Annotated in this window: 16 protein-coding genes; 11 read left to right on the top strand and 5 right to left on the bottom strand. The window is 51.3% G+C overall.

The features are described from left to right. Window positions 1-64: 64 nt before the first annotated feature. The 3 genes from entD (at window position 65) to RHD99_RS18490 (ending at window position 2,803) form a co-directional block, all read left to right on the top strand. Window positions 65-742, top strand: a complete 678-nt coding sequence (entD, locus tag RHD99_RS18480; RefSeq protein ID WP_309875798.1) for an enterobactin synthase subunit EntD — start codon at window positions 65-67, stop codon at window positions 740-742. 100 nt (window positions 743-842) lie between these two features. Continuing rightward, a complete protein-coding gene (gene gdhA / locus RHD99_RS18485; RefSeq protein WP_183271252.1) occupies window positions 843-2,186 on the top strand; it encodes an NADP-specific glutamate dehydrogenase in 1,344 nt (447 codons plus the stop codon). Window positions 2,187-2,443: 257 nt separating this feature from the next. Further along, window positions 2,444-2,803, top strand: a complete 360-nt coding sequence (locus RHD99_RS18490) for a DUF4156 domain-containing protein (protein ID WP_183271253.1) — start codon at window positions 2,444-2,446, stop codon at window positions 2,801-2,803. Between the two features lie 199 nt (window positions 2,804-3,002). Here RHD99_RS18490 and opgB read toward each other — a convergent pair whose 3' ends face one another. Next, window positions 3,003-5,291, bottom strand: a complete 2,289-nt coding sequence (gene opgB, locus RHD99_RS18495) for a phosphatidylglycerol--membrane-oligosaccharide glycerophosphotransferase (protein WP_309875800.1) — start codon at window positions 5,289-5,291, stop codon at window positions 3,003-3,005. 436 nt (window positions 5,292-5,727) lie between these two features. Here opgB and ahpC point away from each other — a divergent pair, with 436 nt between their 5' ends. Together ahpC and ahpF are read left to right on the top strand one after the other, a co-directional pair. Continuing rightward, window positions 5,728-6,291, top strand: coding sequence for an alkyl hydroperoxide reductase subunit C (gene ahpC, locus RHD99_RS18500; protein ID WP_309875802.1), 564 nt, complete (start codon window positions 5,728-5,730; stop codon window positions 6,289-6,291). A 73-nt stretch (window positions 6,292-6,364) separates the two neighbouring features. Continuing rightward, the gene (gene ahpF / locus RHD99_RS18505; protein WP_309875804.1) at window positions 6,365-7,924 is read left to right on the top strand and encodes an alkyl hydroperoxide reductase subunit F; all 1,560 of its coding nucleotides are present in this window, start codon (window positions 6,365-6,367) and stop codon (window positions 7,922-7,924) included. A 44-nt stretch (window positions 7,925-7,968) separates the two neighbouring features. Here ahpF and RHD99_RS18510 read toward each other — a convergent pair whose 3' ends face one another. Both RHD99_RS18510 and cysS read right to left on the bottom strand, forming a co-directional pair. Beyond that, window positions 7,969-8,628: a helix-turn-helix domain-containing protein gene (locus RHD99_RS18510; RefSeq protein ID WP_309875806.1), complete on the bottom strand. Its 660-nt coding sequence runs from the start codon at window positions 8,626-8,628 to the stop codon at window positions 7,969-7,971. Between the two features lie 91 nt (window positions 8,629-8,719). Continuing rightward, window positions 8,720-10,108: a cysteine--tRNA ligase gene (gene cysS, locus RHD99_RS18515; RefSeq protein ID WP_309875809.1), complete on the bottom strand. Its 1,389-nt coding sequence runs from the start codon at window positions 10,106-10,108 to the stop codon at window positions 8,720-8,722. A 188-nt stretch (window positions 10,109-10,296) separates the two neighbouring features. Here cysS and ppiB point away from each other — a divergent pair, with 188 nt between their 5' ends. The 5 genes from ppiB to mnmH all read left to right on the top strand — a co-directional run bounded on the left by ppiB (window position 10,297) and on the right by mnmH (window position 14,458). Next, window positions 10,297-10,791 (top strand): peptidylprolyl isomerase B, encoded by a 495-nt coding sequence (gene ppiB / locus RHD99_RS18520; RefSeq protein WP_309875811.1) that lies wholly within the window; start codon window positions 10,297-10,299, stop codon window positions 10,789-10,791. Window positions 10,792-10,805: 14 nt separating this feature from the next. Then, window positions 10,806-11,525: a UDP-2,3-diacylglucosamine diphosphatase gene (gene lpxH, locus RHD99_RS18525; protein WP_309879211.1), complete on the top strand. Its 720-nt coding sequence runs from the start codon at window positions 10,806-10,808 to the stop codon at window positions 11,523-11,525. 138 nt (window positions 11,526-11,663) lie between these two features. Beyond that, the gene (gene purE / locus RHD99_RS18530) at window positions 11,664-12,173 is read left to right on the top strand and encodes a 5-(carboxyamino)imidazole ribonucleotide mutase (RefSeq protein WP_183271260.1); all 510 of its coding nucleotides are present in this window, start codon (window positions 11,664-11,666) and stop codon (window positions 12,171-12,173) included. Beyond that, entirely contained in the window at window positions 12,170-13,240 is a 1,071-nt protein-coding gene (gene purK, locus RHD99_RS18535; RefSeq protein WP_309875813.1) for a 5-(carboxyamino)imidazole ribonucleotide synthase, read from the top strand. Before purE ends, purK begins: the two co-directional genes overlap by 4 nt. A 120-nt stretch (window positions 13,241-13,360) precedes the next feature. Then, window positions 13,361-14,458, top strand: coding sequence for a tRNA 2-selenouridine(34) synthase MnmH (gene mnmH / locus RHD99_RS18540; protein ID WP_309875815.1), 1,098 nt, complete (start codon window positions 13,361-13,363; stop codon window positions 14,456-14,458). Window positions 14,459-14,504: 46 nt separating this feature from the next. Here mnmH and ybbP read toward each other — a convergent pair whose 3' ends face one another. Both ybbP and ybbA read right to left on the bottom strand, forming a co-directional pair. Continuing rightward, window positions 14,505-16,919, bottom strand: coding sequence for a putative ABC transporter permease subunit YbbP (gene ybbP, locus RHD99_RS18545; RefSeq protein WP_309875816.1), 2,415 nt, complete (start codon window positions 16,917-16,919; stop codon window positions 14,505-14,507). Further along, entirely contained in the window at window positions 16,916-17,602 is a 687-nt protein-coding gene (ybbA, locus tag RHD99_RS18550) for a putative ABC transporter ATP-binding protein YbbA (RefSeq protein WP_183271264.1), read from the bottom strand. Before ybbA ends, ybbP begins: the two co-directional genes overlap by 4 nt. Here ybbA and tesA point away from each other — a divergent pair. Next, entirely contained in the window at window positions 17,573-18,199 is a 627-nt protein-coding gene (gene tesA / locus RHD99_RS18555; RefSeq protein ID WP_510183668.1) for a multifunctional acyl-CoA thioesterase I/protease I/lysophospholipase L1, read from the top strand. The genes ybbA and tesA overlap by 30 nt on opposite strands. The last annotated feature ends 4 nt before the right edge of the window (window positions 18,200-18,203 follow it).

Consider the following 18,203-nt stretch of genomic DNA (forward strand, 5'->3'; position numbering starts at 1 on the left):
TTGATCATCCCCTCTCCCCGTGGGAGAGGGTTAGGGTGAGGGCAGCCCTTTCAGGCAGAGTATTATGCAAATCCAGGCTTCAAACTTTATTTTCCCCGGCACCACCCAGCGCATTTTCCGCATCGACTTTGACGCTTCCACACTTGAGCCACACGATTTGCTATGGCTGCCCCATCACCCACGTTTGTCCCACGCGTCGAAAAAGCGCCAGGCCGAACACCTGGCCGGCAGAATTGCCGCCCGTGAAGCGCTGCGTTTTCATGGAGTCACAGATTTTGTTCCTGGAATCGGGTTACACCGCGAACCTTGCTGGCCACCCGGATTTACCGGCAGTATTACGCACAGCGGCAATGTCGCAATGGCAACGGTTGTGGCTGATGATCCCCTTTTGCGTGTAGGAATGGGAATCGACTACGAAGAAATAATTGCGCCAGCGGTGGCGTGGGATATTTACGACGGAATTATTGAAAGCGCTGAGAGAGAACTTCTTGCTGCATCCCCCCTCCCCTTTAATTACGCGTTAACGTTAGTGTTTTCAGCCAAAGAAAGTTTATTTAAAGCTTTGTTTCGCCACGTCGGGCGCTACTTTGATTTTTCAGCGGCATCCATATGTAAAATTGAACAAAAGCACATGATTCTGACGCTCAACCAATCACTCGGACCCTATCAAAAAGACAGTAAATTCAAGGCAGTATGGAAAGGTAACGCTACGCAATTAATAACATTAATACGGTTTGAGTGAGGATAAAGAGAAATGACTTGCGGTTCGGTAATAAGTGAATGTTATATTCGAAAGAACACACACATCTATAACATCACTTATAACAAGGACTCATTAATCTATGGAAAATTCGCTTTCTCTGGAATCGTTCCTCTCTTCTGTACAACAACGCGATCCACACCAACCTGAATTTGCTCAGGCAGTACGCGAAGTCATGACCACGCTGTGGCCTTTCCTCGAACAAAATCCTCAATACCGTCGCTCTGCGCTGCTGGAGCGTTTAGTCGAACCCGAGCGTGTGATTCAGTTCCGCGTGACCTGGGTTGATGACAAAAATCAGGTCCAGGTGAACCGCGCCTGGCGTGTGCAATTCAGCTCCGCGATTGGGCCATTTAAAGGCGGGATGCGCTTCCATCCATCCGTTAACCTTTCCATTCTGAAATTCTTAGGCTTTGAGCAAACCTTCAAAAACGCACTCACCACGCTGCCGATGGGCGGGGGTAAAGGCGGTAGCGATTTTAACCCTAAAGGTAAAAGCGAAGGCGAGATCATGCGTTTTTGCCAGGCGTTGATGCTTGAACTGTACCGCCATTTGGGGCCAGATACTGACGTCCCGGCAGGTGATATTGGCGTTGGCGGGCGTGAAGTGGGCTTTATGGCGGGGATGATGAAAAAACTCTCCAACAACACAGCTTGCGTGTTCACCGGCAAAGGTCTTTCGTTTGGCGGAAGCCTGATTCGCCCGGAAGCCACTGGTTACGGCCTAATCTATTTCACCGATGCGATGCTCAAGCGTCATGGTCTGGGCTTTGAAGGGATGCGCGTCGCCGTTTCTGGTTCCGGCAACGTGGCGCAATATGCCATCGAAAAAGCACTCTCTCTGGGAGCTCGCGTCATTACCGCTTCTGACTCCAACGGCACCGTCGTTGATGAAGCAGGCTTCACCACCGAGAAACTGGCTCGTCTGACTGAAATCAAATCCAGCCGTGACGGGCGCGTTGCCGATTATGCGAAAGAGTTCGGCCTGCAATACCTCGAAGGCCAGCAACCGTGGAACGTGCCGGTAGATATCGCGCTACCGTGTGCCACGCAAAATGAACTGGATACCGACGCGGCACGCACGCTGATTGCCAACGGTGTGAAAGCCGTGGCAGAAGGCGCGAATATGCCGACCACCATTGAAGCCACCAATTTGTTTATTGATGCGGGCGTGTTGTTTGCACCAGGCAAAGCCGCTAACGCGGGTGGCGTGGCAACATCAGGCCTTGAGATGGCGCAGAATGCCGCTCGCCTGAGCTGGAAATCAGAAAAAGTGGATGTCCGTCTGCATCACATCATGCTGGATATTCACGAAGCCTGTGTGAATTACGGCGGTGAAGATAAGCAAACGCATTATGTTCGCGGCGCGAATATTGCGGGCTTTGTAAAAGTGGCTGACGCAATGGCAGGACAAGGTATTTTATAATATTTAACCGTGGCGCCTGGTAGATTACCGGGCGCCATAATTATTATTTCGCAGTTTAATAACATCCATTCTTTAATCTCCCAATCAAAATCAACAATTTAATTACATCAATAAACGGCGCCTCAACGATTAATCGAATTTTATTTATTCCCTCAATGGGCATTCCTGTTTTAAGAATCTTCTCGTTCGGTAGTTTTTTTCTGTCGATATTATTCAGCGCATCTATTTGCATTTGAATATACCTACCAGGAAACACGATGAAAAAACTAACTCTTATTACACTGGCCGTTCTGCTGGCGGGGTGTAGTGCTAACAGCGTGAACTCACAGGCTCAACACGTGCGCGTAACCAACAACGAGCCAGGCAAAGAGTGTAAATTCCTCGGCGATGTAACCGGCAGCCAGGGGAATTTCGTGACCGGCGGCTGGACATCAAACAGTAACCTGGAAACCGGTGCGCGTAACGACCTGAAAAACCAGGCAGCTAATATGGGTGGCAATGTGGTGTCTATTTTGACTCAGCGTGCAGGCCAGACCGGCAGCGCCTATAACGGCTCCGGCAGCAGCGAGCAAACAAACGTAACGCTGACCGGGAATGTGTATCGCTGCCCTGAGTGATGCGTCTGTGCTTAGCGAAGCAGGCAGCCCTCTCCCGTGCGGGGTAACCTTTTCCCCTTATCCTGGGGGAGAAGGTTGGGATGAGGGCGCGTTGTTTTGACCTTCCCCTTCTCCTGGGGGAGAAGGCCGGGATGAGGGCGAGCTGTTTTGACCTTCCCCTTCTCCTGGGGGAGAAGGCCGGGATGAGGGCCGTTTTATTCTACGCGGCTGGCACCACTTTAATATCTTCCATTCCAATCCCCAGCTTGCGCGGTTCATGACCAAGAATATTACCTTCATTCGATAACTGTGGCTGTGGTGGAATAATTTCCACCAGGCTACTGCGCTCAGGATTATCAAAATGCAGCGTAGTGGTACTGAGTTCTTCGCCAAGTGTTAACGTCTGCTGCTGGCTTCCCACTTTTACCGGCACCGGCTGGCCGATATTTGGGCCAAATGCTTTGGCTGTAATGATCAGGTCAAATTTCTCCGGCAACGGCTCGGCATATTCGATTTTCACTTCCGGTGCCAGATTGGCATTTGACCAGCGCCCCCAATTTTCAGGACGGGAAATCCCGGTAAACGCTTTCACATTTTGCGGAGCGCCGGGGATATTGAAAATAAAGCTATCGGCCTGGTAGCGAATGGCGTTTTCATCCAGTTTCAGCAGTGCCACATTATTTTTAAAACGCGCCTTGTCGGTGGCTTGCTGGATAAATTGCACCGCATGTTGTTCCTGCGGTTGTTCAATTAAACGCACTGACGGCTGCCCGCCCATTTGCCCCTGGGCGACACACAGTCCGGTGGAAAGTGCCAGTTTTGGCTCCCACAAACGCGCCATTTTGAAGCAGCGGTCGGCCCAAATAAATTTGTCGTTTTCTTTAAAATCAGCCAGTTGGTAGCGCAGCGGTGCAGAATACTCGCTTTCCGGTAATGGCTCGATTTTCTTATCCAGAATACGCAGCAGCAATGGCATTTTAAAATGTGCCCCGGAATAGCTGAAGGTGTTTTTCTGCTGGTTTATCTCATATTGGGTGATTGTTTTAGGGAAATTCCACAGATCAATGACGTCGGGTTTCCACGCCATCACCTTTTCTTTTACGTTAAGAAATACGGCGGCTATCGACTGCCCGGACAAACTGCTGCGCCCTAAGCCAAGATAATTATCGCCCCCCAGAACATCCAGCACCGTGGCTCCGTTATCCAGAGTACTGCGTTTTACCGGCACCAGGTCTGCCTGCGGTTTATCACCACGAATAATAAAGAACAGGTTATTTCTATCGTGCTGATTAAGGTATTTGTAGGCGGTGTTATTCATGGCGAGATGATCAGAAGAAACGACAATCACCGTATTTTTAAAATACGGTGACGCTTTTATCTTTTCGATCAACGCGGCGATATGTTCCTGGCTACAGGCTACCGCGCCAAACGACAGGTTTTGTTTGCCGTCAAAGTTGTAACTGCGACGCTTGCACGTTTTTGAAATAAAACCGTCTGGATGGTGCGTATCGACGGTTAACGTAAACAGGGAGAACCGTTTGTTTGCTTTCGACAGTTCAATATACTTTTCATAGACTTCATCCAGCACCGTATCGTCGTAGAAGCCCCAGTTATTGCGATAGTTTGGGTCGGCAACCAGGCTTTTCAGCTCTTGAGCCCCGTACATATAGTCGAAACCATGAGACTGTAAAAAGATGTCTTTGCCAGCAAAACGCAAGTCTGCGCCCTGCATAAAGTAGTTTTCATAACCCGAGGCTTTCAGGATGTCACCCAGGCAGATATTTTTCGGGAAGAAACTCGACATCGAAGCCGAAGAGTTCCCCTCGAACGGCGCAAACAATGGAATACCACATTGTGAGGCGACCATTCCGGCAATGGTGTAATCAGTGCCGGGTAATTGCACGGTATGGCTGAAATCTATTCCTTCATTTTTTAGCCCCGTTAATTCCGGCGCTAAGTCAGGGAAGTATTCCGGTTCCAGATAAGTGCGTTCAAGACTTTCGCCATAAATATAAACGAGGTTAAGTTTCGGATTATTAATGGTGCCATGGGGGACTTTGTAATAAACATCGAAATCAGAATCACCCGCACGAGTTTGTGATGTAACCAGTTCTGTCACCTGGCGAAAAGCAGGTGACGCATCCACCGAGGCCAGCGCCAAAACAATTGCCAGCAGGCTATATCCAAAGTGATGGGGATAGCCTTTACGGCGACGCAGAATCCAGGCCAACCCACCAAATACGGCGACCAGAACAACAAACACTCCAACCCCAGGAAGAATGTATTTGCCTGTTCCGGCGCCCGTCAGGCTGCTGGTCAGGGTATAAAGCACCGCGTCGTTGATACCTTCACCGGTGAAGTAGTTACTGGCGACAAACGTCACGTTCAGGACGATATATAATCCCAAAATAAGCAGGATGACACTAAACCACCAAACGTTACGTCCAGCTTTAACGGCGTACACGGCAATGGCTGCGACAAACAACACAATTGAAAGCATTTCCGACAACGCCTAACCCTCGAAATGAACCTGCGCCATTGCGCAAAAATGTACATAAAAACGTATGTGCGCTAAATCTAGCTGTGTTGTCACACTCCTGCAATTTCTCTGACATGAAAGTGACATGCATTTCGGAATTGTACGTATCCCGGACGTCATCGACGTGCATGATTAATAGCTGCCAGCTATTAGAACCATCGTTAATACAACGCTTGAGTGGATTGACCCGTTCAGCGCATCAGTGATTTAATCCCGCCGCTGTTATGATTTTTTAAAGTGGAATTGTAACGCGCAACATTAAGAGGCCACTCCGCAAGGGGTGGCTTTTTTTATGCCTGTCGTTTCGATTGGTAGGTATTACTTATCAATTCAATACAACCTACCCATTAGAGCGAAACGCGAAACTTCGTTATCTTTCTCCCATCGCAAAACGGAGGAAGTACAGATGTCTTTAATTAATACAAAAATCAAACCATTCAAAAACAGCGCTTTTAAAAACGGTGAATTCATTGAAGTTACCGAGCAGGACGTAGAAGGTCGCTGGAGCGTTTTCTTCTTCTACCCGGCTGACTTCACTTTTGTATGCCCAACTGAACTGGGCGATGTTGCTGACCATTACGACGAATTCCAGAAACTGGGCGTGGATATTTACTCTGTTTCTACAGACACCCATTTCACCCACAAAGCATGGCACAGCAGCTCTGACACCATCGCTAAAATCAAATACGCGATGATCGGCGACCCAACTGGTGCATTGACTCGTAACTTCGAAATCATGCGTGAAGACCAAGGCCTGGCAGACCGTGGGACCTTTATTGTTGACCCACAGGGCATTATTCAGGCTATCGAAGTGACAGCTGAAGGCATTGGCCGTGATGCATCTGACCTGCTGCGTAAAGTGAAAGCCGCTCAGTACGTGTCTTCTCACCCAGGTGAAGTTTGCCCGGCTAAGTGGAAAGAAGGCGAAGCGACATTGTCTCCGTCATTAGATCTGGTCGGCAAAATTTAATCCTCTTCAAATTGAATAACGCTTATCGGCTGCGCTTGCAGCCGATTTTTTCTTGCCAATAGGGAGACGCAACATGCTCGACATTAATTTAAAAACCCAACTCAAAGCCTATCTTGAGAAAATCACCAAACCTGTTGAGTTAATTGCAACTCTGGATGGCAGCGTCAAATCTTCTGAAGTGGGTGAATTACTGGCTGAAATCGCACAGCTATCTGACAAAGTTTCTTTCAGCATTAATAACGATTTGCCGGTGCGCAAGCCGTCATTTCTGATTACTAATCCGGGTTCCAATACAGGCCCGCGTTTTGCCGGTTCTCCACTCGGACACGAATTTACTTCTCTGGTGCTGGCATTGCTGCAGATCGGAGGACATCCGTCGAAAGAGTCGCAAGATTTGCTTGAGCAGATCCGCGAGATCGATGGCGATTTCCATTTCGAAACTTATTATTCGCTCTCCTGCCACAACTGCCCGGACGTGGTACAAGCGCTGAACCTGATGAGCGTGTTGAACCCGCGAATCAGCCATACCGCGATTGACGGTGGTGTGTTCCAGAATGAAATTCAGGAGCGCAACGTCATGGGCGTGCCAGCGGTATTCCTGAACGGTAAAGAGTTCGGCCAGGGGCGTATGACGCTGGCTGAAATCGTCGGTAAGATTGATACCGGTGCCGAAAAACGTGCTGCCGAAGCGCTGAATAAACGTGAAGCCTACGATGTGTTAATTGTCGGCAGCGGCCCAGCGGGTGCGGCAGCAGCGGTTTACTCCGCACGTAAAGGCATTCGTACCGGCCTGATGGGCGAGCGTTTTGGTGGCCAGGTATTAGATACCGTTGATATCGAAAACTACATTTCCGTACCGAAGACTGAAGGTCAAAAACTGGCGGGCGCACTGAAAGCACACGTTGATGATTACGATGTGGATGTTATCGACACGCAAAGTGCCAGCAAACTGATCCCGGCGAAAACCGAAGGTGGTTTGCATCAGATTCAAACTGCGTCTGGCGCCACGCTGAGTGCTCGCAGCATCATCATTGCGACCGGTGCGAAATGGCGCAATATGAATGTTCCAGGCGAAGAACAGTACCGCACCAAAGGCGTGACGTATTGCCCACACTGCGATGGCCCGCTGTTTAAAGGTAAACGCGTGGCGGTGATCGGTGGCGGTAACTCAGGCGTTGAAGCAGCTATTGATCTGGCGGGTATTGTCGAACACGTGACGTTGCTGGAGTTCGCGCCAGAAATGAAAGCCGACCAGGTCTTGCAGAATAAAGTTCGCAGCCTGAAAAACGTCGACATCATTTTGAATGCGCAAACGCTGGAAGTGAAAGGCGATGGCGCGAAAGTCACCGGTTTACAGTACAAAGATCGTATTACTGAACACGTTCACGAGATTGAGCTGGCGGGGATTTTCGTACAAATCGGCCTGCTGCCAAACACGAACTGGCTGGAAGGCAGCGTTGAGCGCAACCGCATGGGTGAGATTATCATTGATGCGAAATGTGAAACGACCGTGAAGGGTGTATTTGCTGCGGGGGACTGCACTACCGTCCCGTACAAACAAATCATTATCGCGACCGGCGAAGGTGCGAAAGCCTCTCTGAGCGCATTTGATTATTTGATTCGCAACTCATAAAACCGCTTATTTATGATAAAGGCCTATCAACTGATGGGCCTTTTTTAATACTCTTTCGGTAAATGTTTAATCGAAATTAATTTACCGCGCTTGATCTCAATATACTCACCACGCCGTAATTGACTCAATATTGCCATAATAGTGCTGCGCGCCAGTTGTGTGCGTTCCTGAATATAGTCCGTTACATTAATGGCACTGCGTAATTCAGGTGTCAGGATATTCAATTCAAGTAATTTATTACGGATCATGACATATGCTGTCACCCCCAACAGATGCTCTTCACGCACAGAATAAACCTGTATAAACCAGGTAAGCAGGCTGGCGACAGTTTGCCATAAATTCTGTTGGGTAAAGATTTCGAATGCCTGATCCACTGGAACCACTCGTGCTTTGCAGGGTTCTTCTATTTTCAAAAACCAACCGCCACGTGGGCGCATGCACTCTGCAATGCCGTAAATCATCTCGCCTCTCGCGGACGAAAGCACTAAGCCATCACTGACACGAATAAACGAAAAGTACCCATCAGTGAACAAATAGAGTGATTTATCATTCTCCCGAGCGGCGTAAATTTCTTCATTCGAATTAAAACACTGCTCTGTGCCAACGCCAGAAAGTGCCTGCCGCAAAACGGCCATTTCTTCATAAGGGCGAAGTGGATACAGAGAAGGAGGCGGTGTTTCACCACTATTATTGTTGACAGCCATGAACCAACCCTTTTCAATTTCTATTACCAATATAGTAGTCGATAAAAAAAAGCGGCTTACGCCGCTTTCTTTATCACTAGCTGAATAAAAATTATTTTCTACGCCAGGTTGTCCCCTGCGGGCCATCTTCCAGCACGATACCCATTTCGTTCAGACGATCGCGAGCCTGGTCTGCCAGCGCCCAATCTTTCGACTGGCGCGCATCGTTACGCTGTTTGATTAGCGCTTCGATTTCAGCCACTTCGCCGTCATCCGCCTGCACGCTGCTTTGCAGGAAAGCTTCTGGTTCTTGCTCAAGTAAGCCCAGCACGGCTGAAAGCTGACGCAACGCCGCCGCCAGGCCGTTTGCTGCGTTCACATCTTCTGTTTTCAGTCGGTTGACTTCACGCGCCATATCAAACAGCACGGAATAAGCTTCCGGCGTGTTGAAGTCATCGTCCATCGCTTCGCGGAAACGGGCTTCAAATGCCTCGCCACCAGCGGGTTGAGCGTTGGTGTCAGTGCCACGCAGTGCGGTGTACAAACGTTCCAACGATGTGCGCGCCTGCTTCAGGTTTTCTTCGCTGTAGTTCAGTTGGCTGCGATAGTGACCGGACATCAGGAAGTAGCGAATAGTTTCTGCATCGTAATACTTCAACACGTCACGCACAGTGAAGAAGTTGCCCAGAGATTTAGACATTTTCTCACGATCGACCATCACCATCCCGGAGTGCATCCAGGTGTTGACGTACTCACCGCCGTGCGCACAGGTTGACTGCGCAATTTCGTTTTCGTGGTGCGGGAACATCAGGTCTGAACCGCCGCCATGAATATCAAAATGATTGCCAAGCTGTTTGCAGTTCATTGCGGAACATTCAATGTGCCAGCCTGGACGGCCTTCACCCCATGGCGATGACCAGCTTGGTTCGCCCGGCTTAGACATTTTCCACAGCACGAAGTCCATCGGATTGCGCTTCACGTTGGCTTCAACTTCCACACGAGCACCCGCTTGTAATTGCTCTAAATCCTGACGGGAAAGCTTGCCGTAATCCGCATCGGATTCAACGGAGAACATCACGTCGCCGTTGCTGGCAACATACGCATGATTACGCTCGATAAGCTGTTCAACAATTTCGATGATGTCTGGGATATGTTTTGTCGCGCGCGGCTCGCTGTCCGGGCGCAAAATATTCAGCGCGTCGAAATCGGTGTGCATTTCGGCCACCATGCGGTCAACCAGCGCAACAAAATCTTCGCCATTTTCGTTAGCGCGTTTAATAATTTTATCGTCGATATCGGTAATGTTGCGCACGTACTTCAGGTTATAACCGAGATAACGCAGGTAACGCGCGACGACATCGAAGGCAACAAAAGTACGGCCGTGGCCAATGTGACACAAATCGTAAACGGTAATACCACACACGTACATGCCAACCTCTTGGGCATGAATAGGTTTGAATTCCTCTTTTTGGCGACTCATTGTATTGAAGATTTTTAACATCAGGGGATTCCATGTAAGTGTGTCGAAACAATGCAATTGGCTATATTAAACCATAATTTTATCCGGATGCAGTGTGCTTTGCGAGGTTATCGCTTACTGACGTACGGGACGCAGTTATGCTATAACAACCACCTTGTGTCACGGCACCGTCTGCCTGAACACTGTCTGACTAATATAGGATACACAGCATGGTTACTTTTCATACTAATCACGGCGATATCGTAATCAAAACTTTTGATGATAAAGCGCCGATTACTGTTAAAAACTTCCTCGAATACTGCCGCGAAGGTTTCTACGACAACACCATTTTCCACCGTGTGATCAATGGTTTTATGATCCAGGGCGGCGGTTTTGAACCGGGTATGAAGCAGAAAGAGACCAAAGACACCATTCAGAATGAAGCGAACAACGGCCTGAAAAACACCAAAGGCACGCTGGCAATGGCTCGTACTCAGGCTCCACACTCTGCAACAGCTCAGTTCTTCATTAACGTAGCTGATAACGATTTCCTGAACTTCAGCAGCGAAAGCATGCAAGGTTGGGGTTACTGCGTATTTGCTGAAGTCGTTGAAGGTATGGACGTCGTTGAGAAAATCAAAGGCGTGTCCACCGGTCGCAGCGGTATGCACCAGGACGTTCCTAAAGAAGACGTGGTTATCACTAGCGTAACCGTAAGCGAATAATTCGCCCCATGGCGATGACGCTTTTTATCGCAGATTTGCATCTGTGTTCAGAAGAACCGGCGATTACCGCCGGTTTTCTGCGTTTTCTGGCGGGCTCGGCGCGGGAAGCTGACGCACTCTATATCCTTGGCGATCTGTTTGAAGCCTGGATTGGTGATGACGACCCTGAACCTTTGCACCGCCAAATTGCTCTTGCTATCAAAGACCTGGTTGATTCCGGTGTGCCCTGCTTCTTTATTCATGGCAACCGCGATTTCCTGCTCGGTAAACGTTTTGCACGCTTGAGCGGAATGACATTGTTACCCGAAGAACAGGTTGTCAATTTATACGGTCGCAATATGTTATTGCTACACGGCGATACACTTTGTACCGATGACCACGGTTATCAGGCCTTCCGCAAGAAAGTCCACCAGCCCTGGCTGCAATGTCTGTTTCTCGCCCTGCCGCTGTTTATTCGCAAACGCGTCGCCGCCAAAATGCGTGCTAACAGCAAAGCGTCCAACAGCAGTAAATCGATGACGATTATGGATGTGAATCCACACGCCGTTGTTGATGCCCTTACCCGTCACCAGGTGCAGTGGATGATCCACGGCCATACTCATCGCCCTGAAATTCACCCGCTAACGGCTAACGGCAAACCCGCATTTCGCTGCGTTTTAGGTGCCTGGCATGCGCAAGGGTCGATGATTAAAGTGACCGCCGAAGATGTGGAATTAATTCCTTTCGATTTCTAAACAAAACCCTCCATTTTTGCTGCATTCACAGCTACGCAACCGTTTTCCTTGCTCTATGTTCATGCTATTCTCTGAACCCTTCTGACCGTTCGAGCCACGTTCGGTGATGTTTGCATACCCACAGGAGTTTTGAGACGCATGTCCTCCAACCAGACCCCGGCGCGTATCGCCATTGTCATGGGTTCCAAAAGTGACTGGGCCACCATGCAGTTTGCCGCAGAAATCCTCACCACCCTTGATGTCCCACACCACGTTGAAGTGGTTTCCGCTCACCGCACTCCCGATAAACTTTTCAGCTTTGCCGAACAGGCAAGCGGCAACGGTTATCAGGTGATTATTGCGGGCGCAGGCGGTGCGGCACATTTACCGGGCATGATCGCGGCAAAAACCCTGGTTCCCGTGCTGGGTGTGCCAGTCCAAAGTGCTGCATTAAGCGGCGTCGACAGTCTCTATTCCATTGTTCAAATGCCGCGTGGTATTCCGGTCGGGACGTTGGCTATCGGTAAAGCGGGTGCCGCCAATGCCGCTCTGCTGGCCGCCCAAATCCTGGCGCTGCACGACCAGGCACTCAATCAACGCCTGCAAAACTGGCGTCAAAGCCAAACCGACGAAGTGCTGGAAAACCCAGACCCACGGGGTGAAGCATGAAACGGGTTTGCGTGCTGGGTAACGGTCAATTAGGCAGGATGTTACGCCAGGCGGGCGAACCGCTGGGTATCGCAGTTTATCCGGTTGGCTTAGATGCCGAACCCGAAGCCGTTCCGTTTGCACAAAGCGTGATTACCGCTGAAATTGAGCGCTGGCCTGAAACCGCCCTCACCCGCGAACTGGCTCGCCACAACGCTTTTGTAAACCGCGATGTGTTCCCGATAATCGCCGACCGCCTGACGCAAAAGCAGTTGTTCGATAAGCTCGAACTGGCAACCGCGCCGTGGCAATTGCTTTCCAGCCGCGACCAATGGGCCGATGTATTCCAGAACTTGGGCGAACTGGCGATTGTGAAACGCCGCGTCGGTGGATACGACGGGCGTGGACAGTGGCGTTTGCGCAGCCAGGAAACCGACCAGTTACCCGATGATTGCTACGGCGAATGTATCGTCGAGCAAGGTATTAATTTCTCGGGTGAAGTTTCTCTCGTGGGTGCTCGTGGACATGACGGCACCACCGTATTTTACCCGCTGACGCATAACCTGCATCAGGACGGCATTCTGCGCACCAGCGTGGTTTTCCCACAGGTCAATATCGAGCAACAGCAGCAAGCAGAAGCGATGCTGTCGGCCATTTTGCACGAGCTGAACTATGTTGGCGTCATGGCGATGGAGTGCTTTATCACGCCAGCCGGTTTGTTGATTAACGAACTCGCCCCGCGTGTGCACAACAGCGGGCACTGGACGCAAAACGGCGCATCCATCAGTCAGTTTGAATTGCATCTGCGCGCCATCGTAGATCTGCCGCTGCCACAACCTGTTGTCAATTCACCGTCTGTGATGGTTAACCTCATCGGCACAGACCTGAATTACGACTGGCTAAAACTGCCGTTAGTGCATTTGCATTGGTACGACAAAGAAGTGCGTGAAGGTCGAAAAGTGGGCCATCTCAATCTCAATGACAGCGATATCGGCAGACTTGGCGCGTCGCTTGAAGCGCTGGTGCCACTATTACCTGCGGAATACGCAAGTGGGATTTCCTGGGCGCAGAGTAAACTCTCCATATAGTTAGTCATCGCGGCGGATGGCGCTTGCGCTTATCCGCCCTGGAATTCATTCCCCCCATAACTTTCTTTTCTTTGTTTCAAGGCGCACAATCCACGGCGTTTCTGGCCTCAAGGTTTAACCATGGAAAACGCTCGTCCCAACACCCAAAATTATGAACATCTGCTGCGCGCAGATATTCCGCTTATCGACGTGCGGGCGCCGGTTGAATTCACCCAGGGGGCCATGCCTGCCGCGCTGAATTTGCCGCTGATGTCAGATGATGAGCGTGCGCAAGTGGGTACGTGCTACAAACAGCGTGGGCAACAAGCAGCGATTGAGTTAGGTCACAGTCTGGTTCAGGGTGAAATTCGTGAGGCCCGTTTGCAGAAGTGGCTCGAACTTTGTCGCCAAAATCCGCAGGGGTATCTGTGCTGCGCCAGAGGCGGCCTGCGCTCCCATCTGGTTCAGCAATGGCTGCGTGAAGCGGGTGTCGACTATCCGCTGGTCGAAGGCGGTTATAAGGCGCTGCGCCACTATGCGATGGATGTGATTGAGTCTCGCTCACGTTGGCCTATGGTGCTGGTCAGCGGTAATACAGGCGGCGGTAAAACGATTCTAATCCGTTCACTGCCGACAGGCGTCGATCTTGAAGGGCTGGCTCATCATCGCGGTTCGTCATTTGGCCGCACCATTGTCGAACAACCCTCGCAGACCAACTTTGAAAATAACCTGGCGGTGACGCTACTTAAGAAAAGTGACGGCTCGCAAAAAAGATGGGTTGTTGAAGATGAAGGCCGGATGATTGGTTCGCGCCATATCCCGGAATGCTTCAGGGAACAGATGTTACGCTCTCCAATTGTGGTGATTGATGAACCATTTGAGCAGCGTTTAGCGCGTTTAAAAACCGAATATTTCCAGCAAATGAGCGAAGCGTTTTTGTCGGTACACGACGAAGATACCGCCTGGCAAAACTACGGCGAGTATCTGCATCATGGCTTGTTTGCCATTCGCCGCCGTCTTGGAATGGAGCGTTTTGCACAGTTCACCGCACGACTGGAAGACGCGCTGGTGCTGCAACGTAAAACGGGTTCTGTTGAAGGGCATCTCGCCTGGCTTTCGCCACTGCTCGAAGAGTATTACGACCCGATGTATCGTTATCAGCTCAGCAAAAAAGCGGACAACATTGTGTTTCGCGGCAACTACCAGCAGGTGGAAGCCTGGCTGCGTGACGCGACTTAATCAGTGGATGGGCTGGTGTTTAACACAACGCCAGCCCATGTCGTTGTCAGCCAACAAACTGACGGAATAGCGCTTTGCCTTTCAACAGGCGCACACCTAACCAACCACCGCAGAGCGAAAGCAATACCGCGCCGCTCACAGGCAGAATAACCCACAGCCGCCAGTCAGGTTCCCACGGGAAATCAAACACCCGAGTTTGCAGCAGCCCAAGCGCGGTTTCAGTACCGATGGCAGCAACCAGCCCGGACACCAGGCCCAGCACCGCAAACTCGCACCACAATGTCGTGCGCAGCAGGCGCTTTCCAGCTCCCAACGTGCGATAAACCACAAGTTCCTGATGGCGTTGACGCATGCCGACCTGAACCTGGGCCAGCAACAGCAAGACACCACATGCCGTCACCAACACCACCATCACTTCCAGCGCTCGACTGACCTGCTCCAGCACCTGCCCGACCTGGCGCAAAATCGCGCCAATATCCAGCAAGCTGACCGTTGGGAATTCACGGTTAAGCTGCGTCAACATGCCGTTCTTCCCTTCCCAGCGGAAACTGGTTAACCAACTTTGTGGCTGGTTATCAAGCGCGCCCGGCGGGAAGATAAAGTAGAAGTTAGGGCGCAGGCTTTCCCAGTCGACTTTACGCAAGCTGGTGACTTTGGCGGAGAAATCCTGGGTATCACCCATAAACGTGACGGTATCACCCAGTCCTATTTTCAGCCGTTTCGCGACACCTTCATCCATCGACACTTCACCCGCTTTCGGCGGCCAGGAGCCCGCGAGTATTGGGTTATGCGCCGGCTTTTGGCTTTGCCACGTCAGATTCAGTTCTCGATTGAGCGCTTCATCTGGATTCCCTTCCGTCGATTTTCCGTTTATCGCCGTCATGCGCACGCGCACAATCGGGTAGAACGATTCCGGGATAATCTGGTGCTCAGCCAAAAACTCCTTCACCGGCTGAACTTGTTCCGTGGCAATGTTTAGCAGGAAATAGTTCGGGCTTTCTGGTGGTAATTGTTGCTGCCAGCGGTCGAGCAAATCGCCACGCAGCACCAACAATAAGGCCAATAGCATAAACGACAGCGAGAACGCCGCGAGCTGGCTTAACGTTGCCCACGGCTGGCGCAGCAGTCGGTTCACAGCCAGACGCAGCGCGAGGTTTTTCAGCGTCAGCTTTTTCAGCAGTTTCAACACGCCCCAGCCAACAATGCCGCACAACGCCGCCAGCACGACCGTTCCTGCCAGTACCGCCCACAGCAGTGTGCTTCCGCCCATCAGCAGGGCTAACAGCGCCACCACGACTAGCGTAATAATCGGCAGATAGATTTTCAAAGGCCAGACATTTGCTACCGCGTCACGGCGTAAAACCCTTAGCGGTTGCGTTGCCAGTAATAATCGATAAGGGCGCAGACCCACCAACAGCGAAATCACGACCATCGAACCGATTGCCCAAACCCATGGCCACAAGCTTGCAGGCGGAAGTGCCGCAGGTAAAACAGGCTTCAGCAAGCGCATTAACACCGCCTCAAACACCAGCCCCGCTGCACCACCGGCTACCGCGGCGAGTGCCAGCACCATCAGCCATTGGCCGATAATCAATTTACGCAGTGCGGCACGCCCGGCGCCAAGGGTTTTCAGGATAGCCACTAAATCGTAACGGCTGCGGCAATAATGGTTCATCGCCACAGCAACGGCGGCGACAGCCAGCAGCAGCGTCAGAAGCGCAGACAGCAGCAAGAATTGTTGCGACCTTTCGAGGGATTTCCCGAGCGCGCCGTCATCTTGCTCCATGCCGTACCAGCGTTGTTCAGGCTTCAGCTTCGGCAGCAGATAGTTTTCAAACTTATCGAGCTGCTGCGCCGTACCGCCAAATTTGTAGCGCCAGGTGATGCGGCTACCCGGTTGTATCGCTCCGGTTTTTTCCACATCAGCCAGGTTCATCATTAGGCGCGGTGCCATCTGGAACGGGTTAAAACCGGAATCGGGTTCCTGAATAACCTCTCCAGCAATACGTAACGTAGTGTCACCCACATCCAGCGAATCCCCGACATTGAGATTCAACAGAGCCATTAAACGCGGTGCCAGCAACACACTTCCCGGCTCAGGCTTCAAACCCGGCGGGTTGGTGTCGAGCTGGCCATACATCGGATAGATCTCATCTACCGCCTTTACCGACGCCAGTTGAGGCGTGTCTCCAGCAAACGTCATGGTGGCAAAGGTCAGTTGCTTACCAACTTTCAGCCCCTCTTTTTTTGCTTGATCCAGCCATTCTTGCGGCACTTCACGCGAGCTTCTCAATGCGCGGTCGCCCGCCATAAAATCGCGACTTTGCTGATTAAGCCCTTGTTCCATGCGATCGCTGATATTCCCCAGCGCCAGTACACACGCCACTGCCAGGCTTAACGCCAACCAGACAATCAGTAATGATGGCGAGCGCCATTCGCGCCAGAACCAGCGAGCAATCATGCTTCCTCCCACAATTTACCTTCACGCAGACGCAGGCGGCGGTCGCAGCGTGCAGCCAGTTGTTCATCATGGGTCACGAGGATCAGCGTGGTGGCGAAATCACGATTCAGAGAAAAGAGTAAATCCGCAATGCGGTCACCGGTGTGGCGGTCGAGATTGCCGGTAGGCTCATCGGCAAATAACACGCCAGGACGTCCATTAAACGCGCGAGCCAGCGCCACACGTTGTTGTTCACCGCCCGAAAGTTGCGCCGGAAGATGATCCATACGTTTGCCAAGCCCGAGCTGTTCGAGCAAGGCTTTGGCCTGCGCACGGCTGGAGGCGTCGTTTTCACCGCGAAGTAGCGCCGGGAGTTCGACGTTTTCCAGCGCGTTGAGCGTCGGCACTAGCATGAATGACTGGAACACAAAACCGACGTTTTTCGCCCGTAGCGCCGCTCGCGCTTCTTCATCCATGGTGTGTAACGGCTGGCCGCAGAGGTGAACTTCCCCGTCGCTGCCATCATCCAACCCTGCGAGTATCGCCAGTAGTGTAGACTTCCCGGAACCTGACTCCCCGATTAACGCAATGGTCTGCGCCGGTTTGACAACCAGCTCAACTCCAGTAAGGATGGAGAGCTGATGTTCCCCCTGACCCACGGACTTACTAAGATGATGAACTTCAACAATGTTTTCCGCTGGCATGTGCCCTTCCTGTTTCTGGCTTTCTTGACCATTCGCGCCGCACATGCGGACACGCTGCTGATTTTGGGTGATAGCCTGAGTGCCGGGTACAGAATGTCTGCAACCGCGGCCTGGCCTGCGCTGCTGGATGCGAAATGGCACCAGCAAAATACCAAAGTTGTGAACGCCAGTATTAGTGGCGACACCGCACCGCAAGGGCTGGCGCGGCTACCAGCGCTACTGAAACAACATCAGCCTCGCTGGGTCTTAATTGAACTGGGTGGCAACGATGGACTGCGTGGTTTTCAGCCACAAGCCATCGAAAAAAGTCTGCGCCAGATAATCACCGATGTGAAAGCAGCAAAGGCACAACCTTTGCTGATGCAAATACGTCTGCCGGCAAACTACGGTCGTCGTTATAATGAGGCGTTTAGCGCTATTTATCCGCAACTTGCCAAAGAGTTTTCTATACCTCTACTGCCATTTTTTATGGAGGAGATCTATTTGAAACCGCAATGGATGCAGGATGACGGCATACATCCCAATAGCGACGCACAACCGTTTATCGCCGACTGGATGTCCTCCCGTCTGGCACCTTTAGTAAAACACGACTCATAACCAA

The organism is Buttiauxella selenatireducens, assembly GCF_031432975.1.
GTDB lineage: Bacteria > Pseudomonadota > Gammaproteobacteria > Enterobacterales > Enterobacteriaceae > Buttiauxella > Buttiauxella selenatireducens.

Excerpts from the sequence above, each read along its gene's own strand:
- entD (WP_309875798.1), top strand. The coding sequence starts at position 65 with ATGCAAATCCAGGCTTCAAACTTTATTTTCCCCGGCACCACCCAGCGC.
- gdhA (WP_183271252.1), top strand. The coding sequence starts at position 843 with ATGGAAAATTCGCTTTCTCTGGAATCGTTCCTCTCTTCTGTACAACAA.
- RHD99_RS18490 (WP_183271253.1), top strand. The coding sequence starts at position 2,444 with ATGAAAAAACTAACTCTTATTACACTGGCCGTTCTGCTGGCGGGGTGT.
- ahpC (WP_309875802.1), top strand. The coding sequence starts at position 5,728 with ATGTCTTTAATTAATACAAAAATCAAACCATTCAAAAACAGCGCTTTT.
- ahpF (WP_309875804.1), top strand. The coding sequence starts at position 6,365 with ATGCTCGACATTAATTTAAAAACCCAACTCAAAGCCTATCTTGAGAAA.
- RHD99_RS18510 (WP_309875806.1), bottom strand. The coding sequence starts at position 8,628 with ATGGCTGTCAACAATAATAGTGGTGAAACACCGCCTCCTTCTCTGTAT.
- cysS (WP_309875809.1), bottom strand. The coding sequence starts at position 10,108 with ATGTTAAAAATCTTCAATACAATGAGTCGCCAAAAAGAGGAATTCAAA.
- ppiB (WP_309875811.1), top strand. The coding sequence starts at position 10,297 with ATGGTTACTTTTCATACTAATCACGGCGATATCGTAATCAAAACTTTT.
- lpxH (WP_309879211.1), top strand. The coding sequence starts at position 10,806 with ATGACGCTTTTTATCGCAGATTTGCATCTGTGTTCAGAAGAACCGGCG.
- purE (WP_183271260.1), top strand. The coding sequence starts at position 11,664 with ATGTCCTCCAACCAGACCCCGGCGCGTATCGCCATTGTCATGGGTTCC.
- purK (WP_309875813.1), top strand. The coding sequence starts at position 12,170 with ATGAAACGGGTTTGCGTGCTGGGTAACGGTCAATTAGGCAGGATGTTA.
- mnmH (WP_309875815.1), top strand. The coding sequence starts at position 13,361 with ATGGAAAACGCTCGTCCCAACACCCAAAATTATGAACATCTGCTGCGC.
- ybbP (WP_309875816.1), bottom strand. The coding sequence starts at position 16,919 with ATGATTGCTCGCTGGTTCTGGCGCGAATGGCGCTCGCCATCATTACTG.
- tesA (WP_510183668.1), top strand. The coding sequence starts at position 17,573 with ATGAACTTCAACAATGTTTTCCGCTGGCATGTGCCCTTCCTGTTTCTG.
- ybbA (WP_183271264.1), bottom strand. The coding sequence starts at position 17,602 with ATGCCAGCGGAAAACATTGTTGAAGTTCATCATCTTAGTAAGTCCGTG.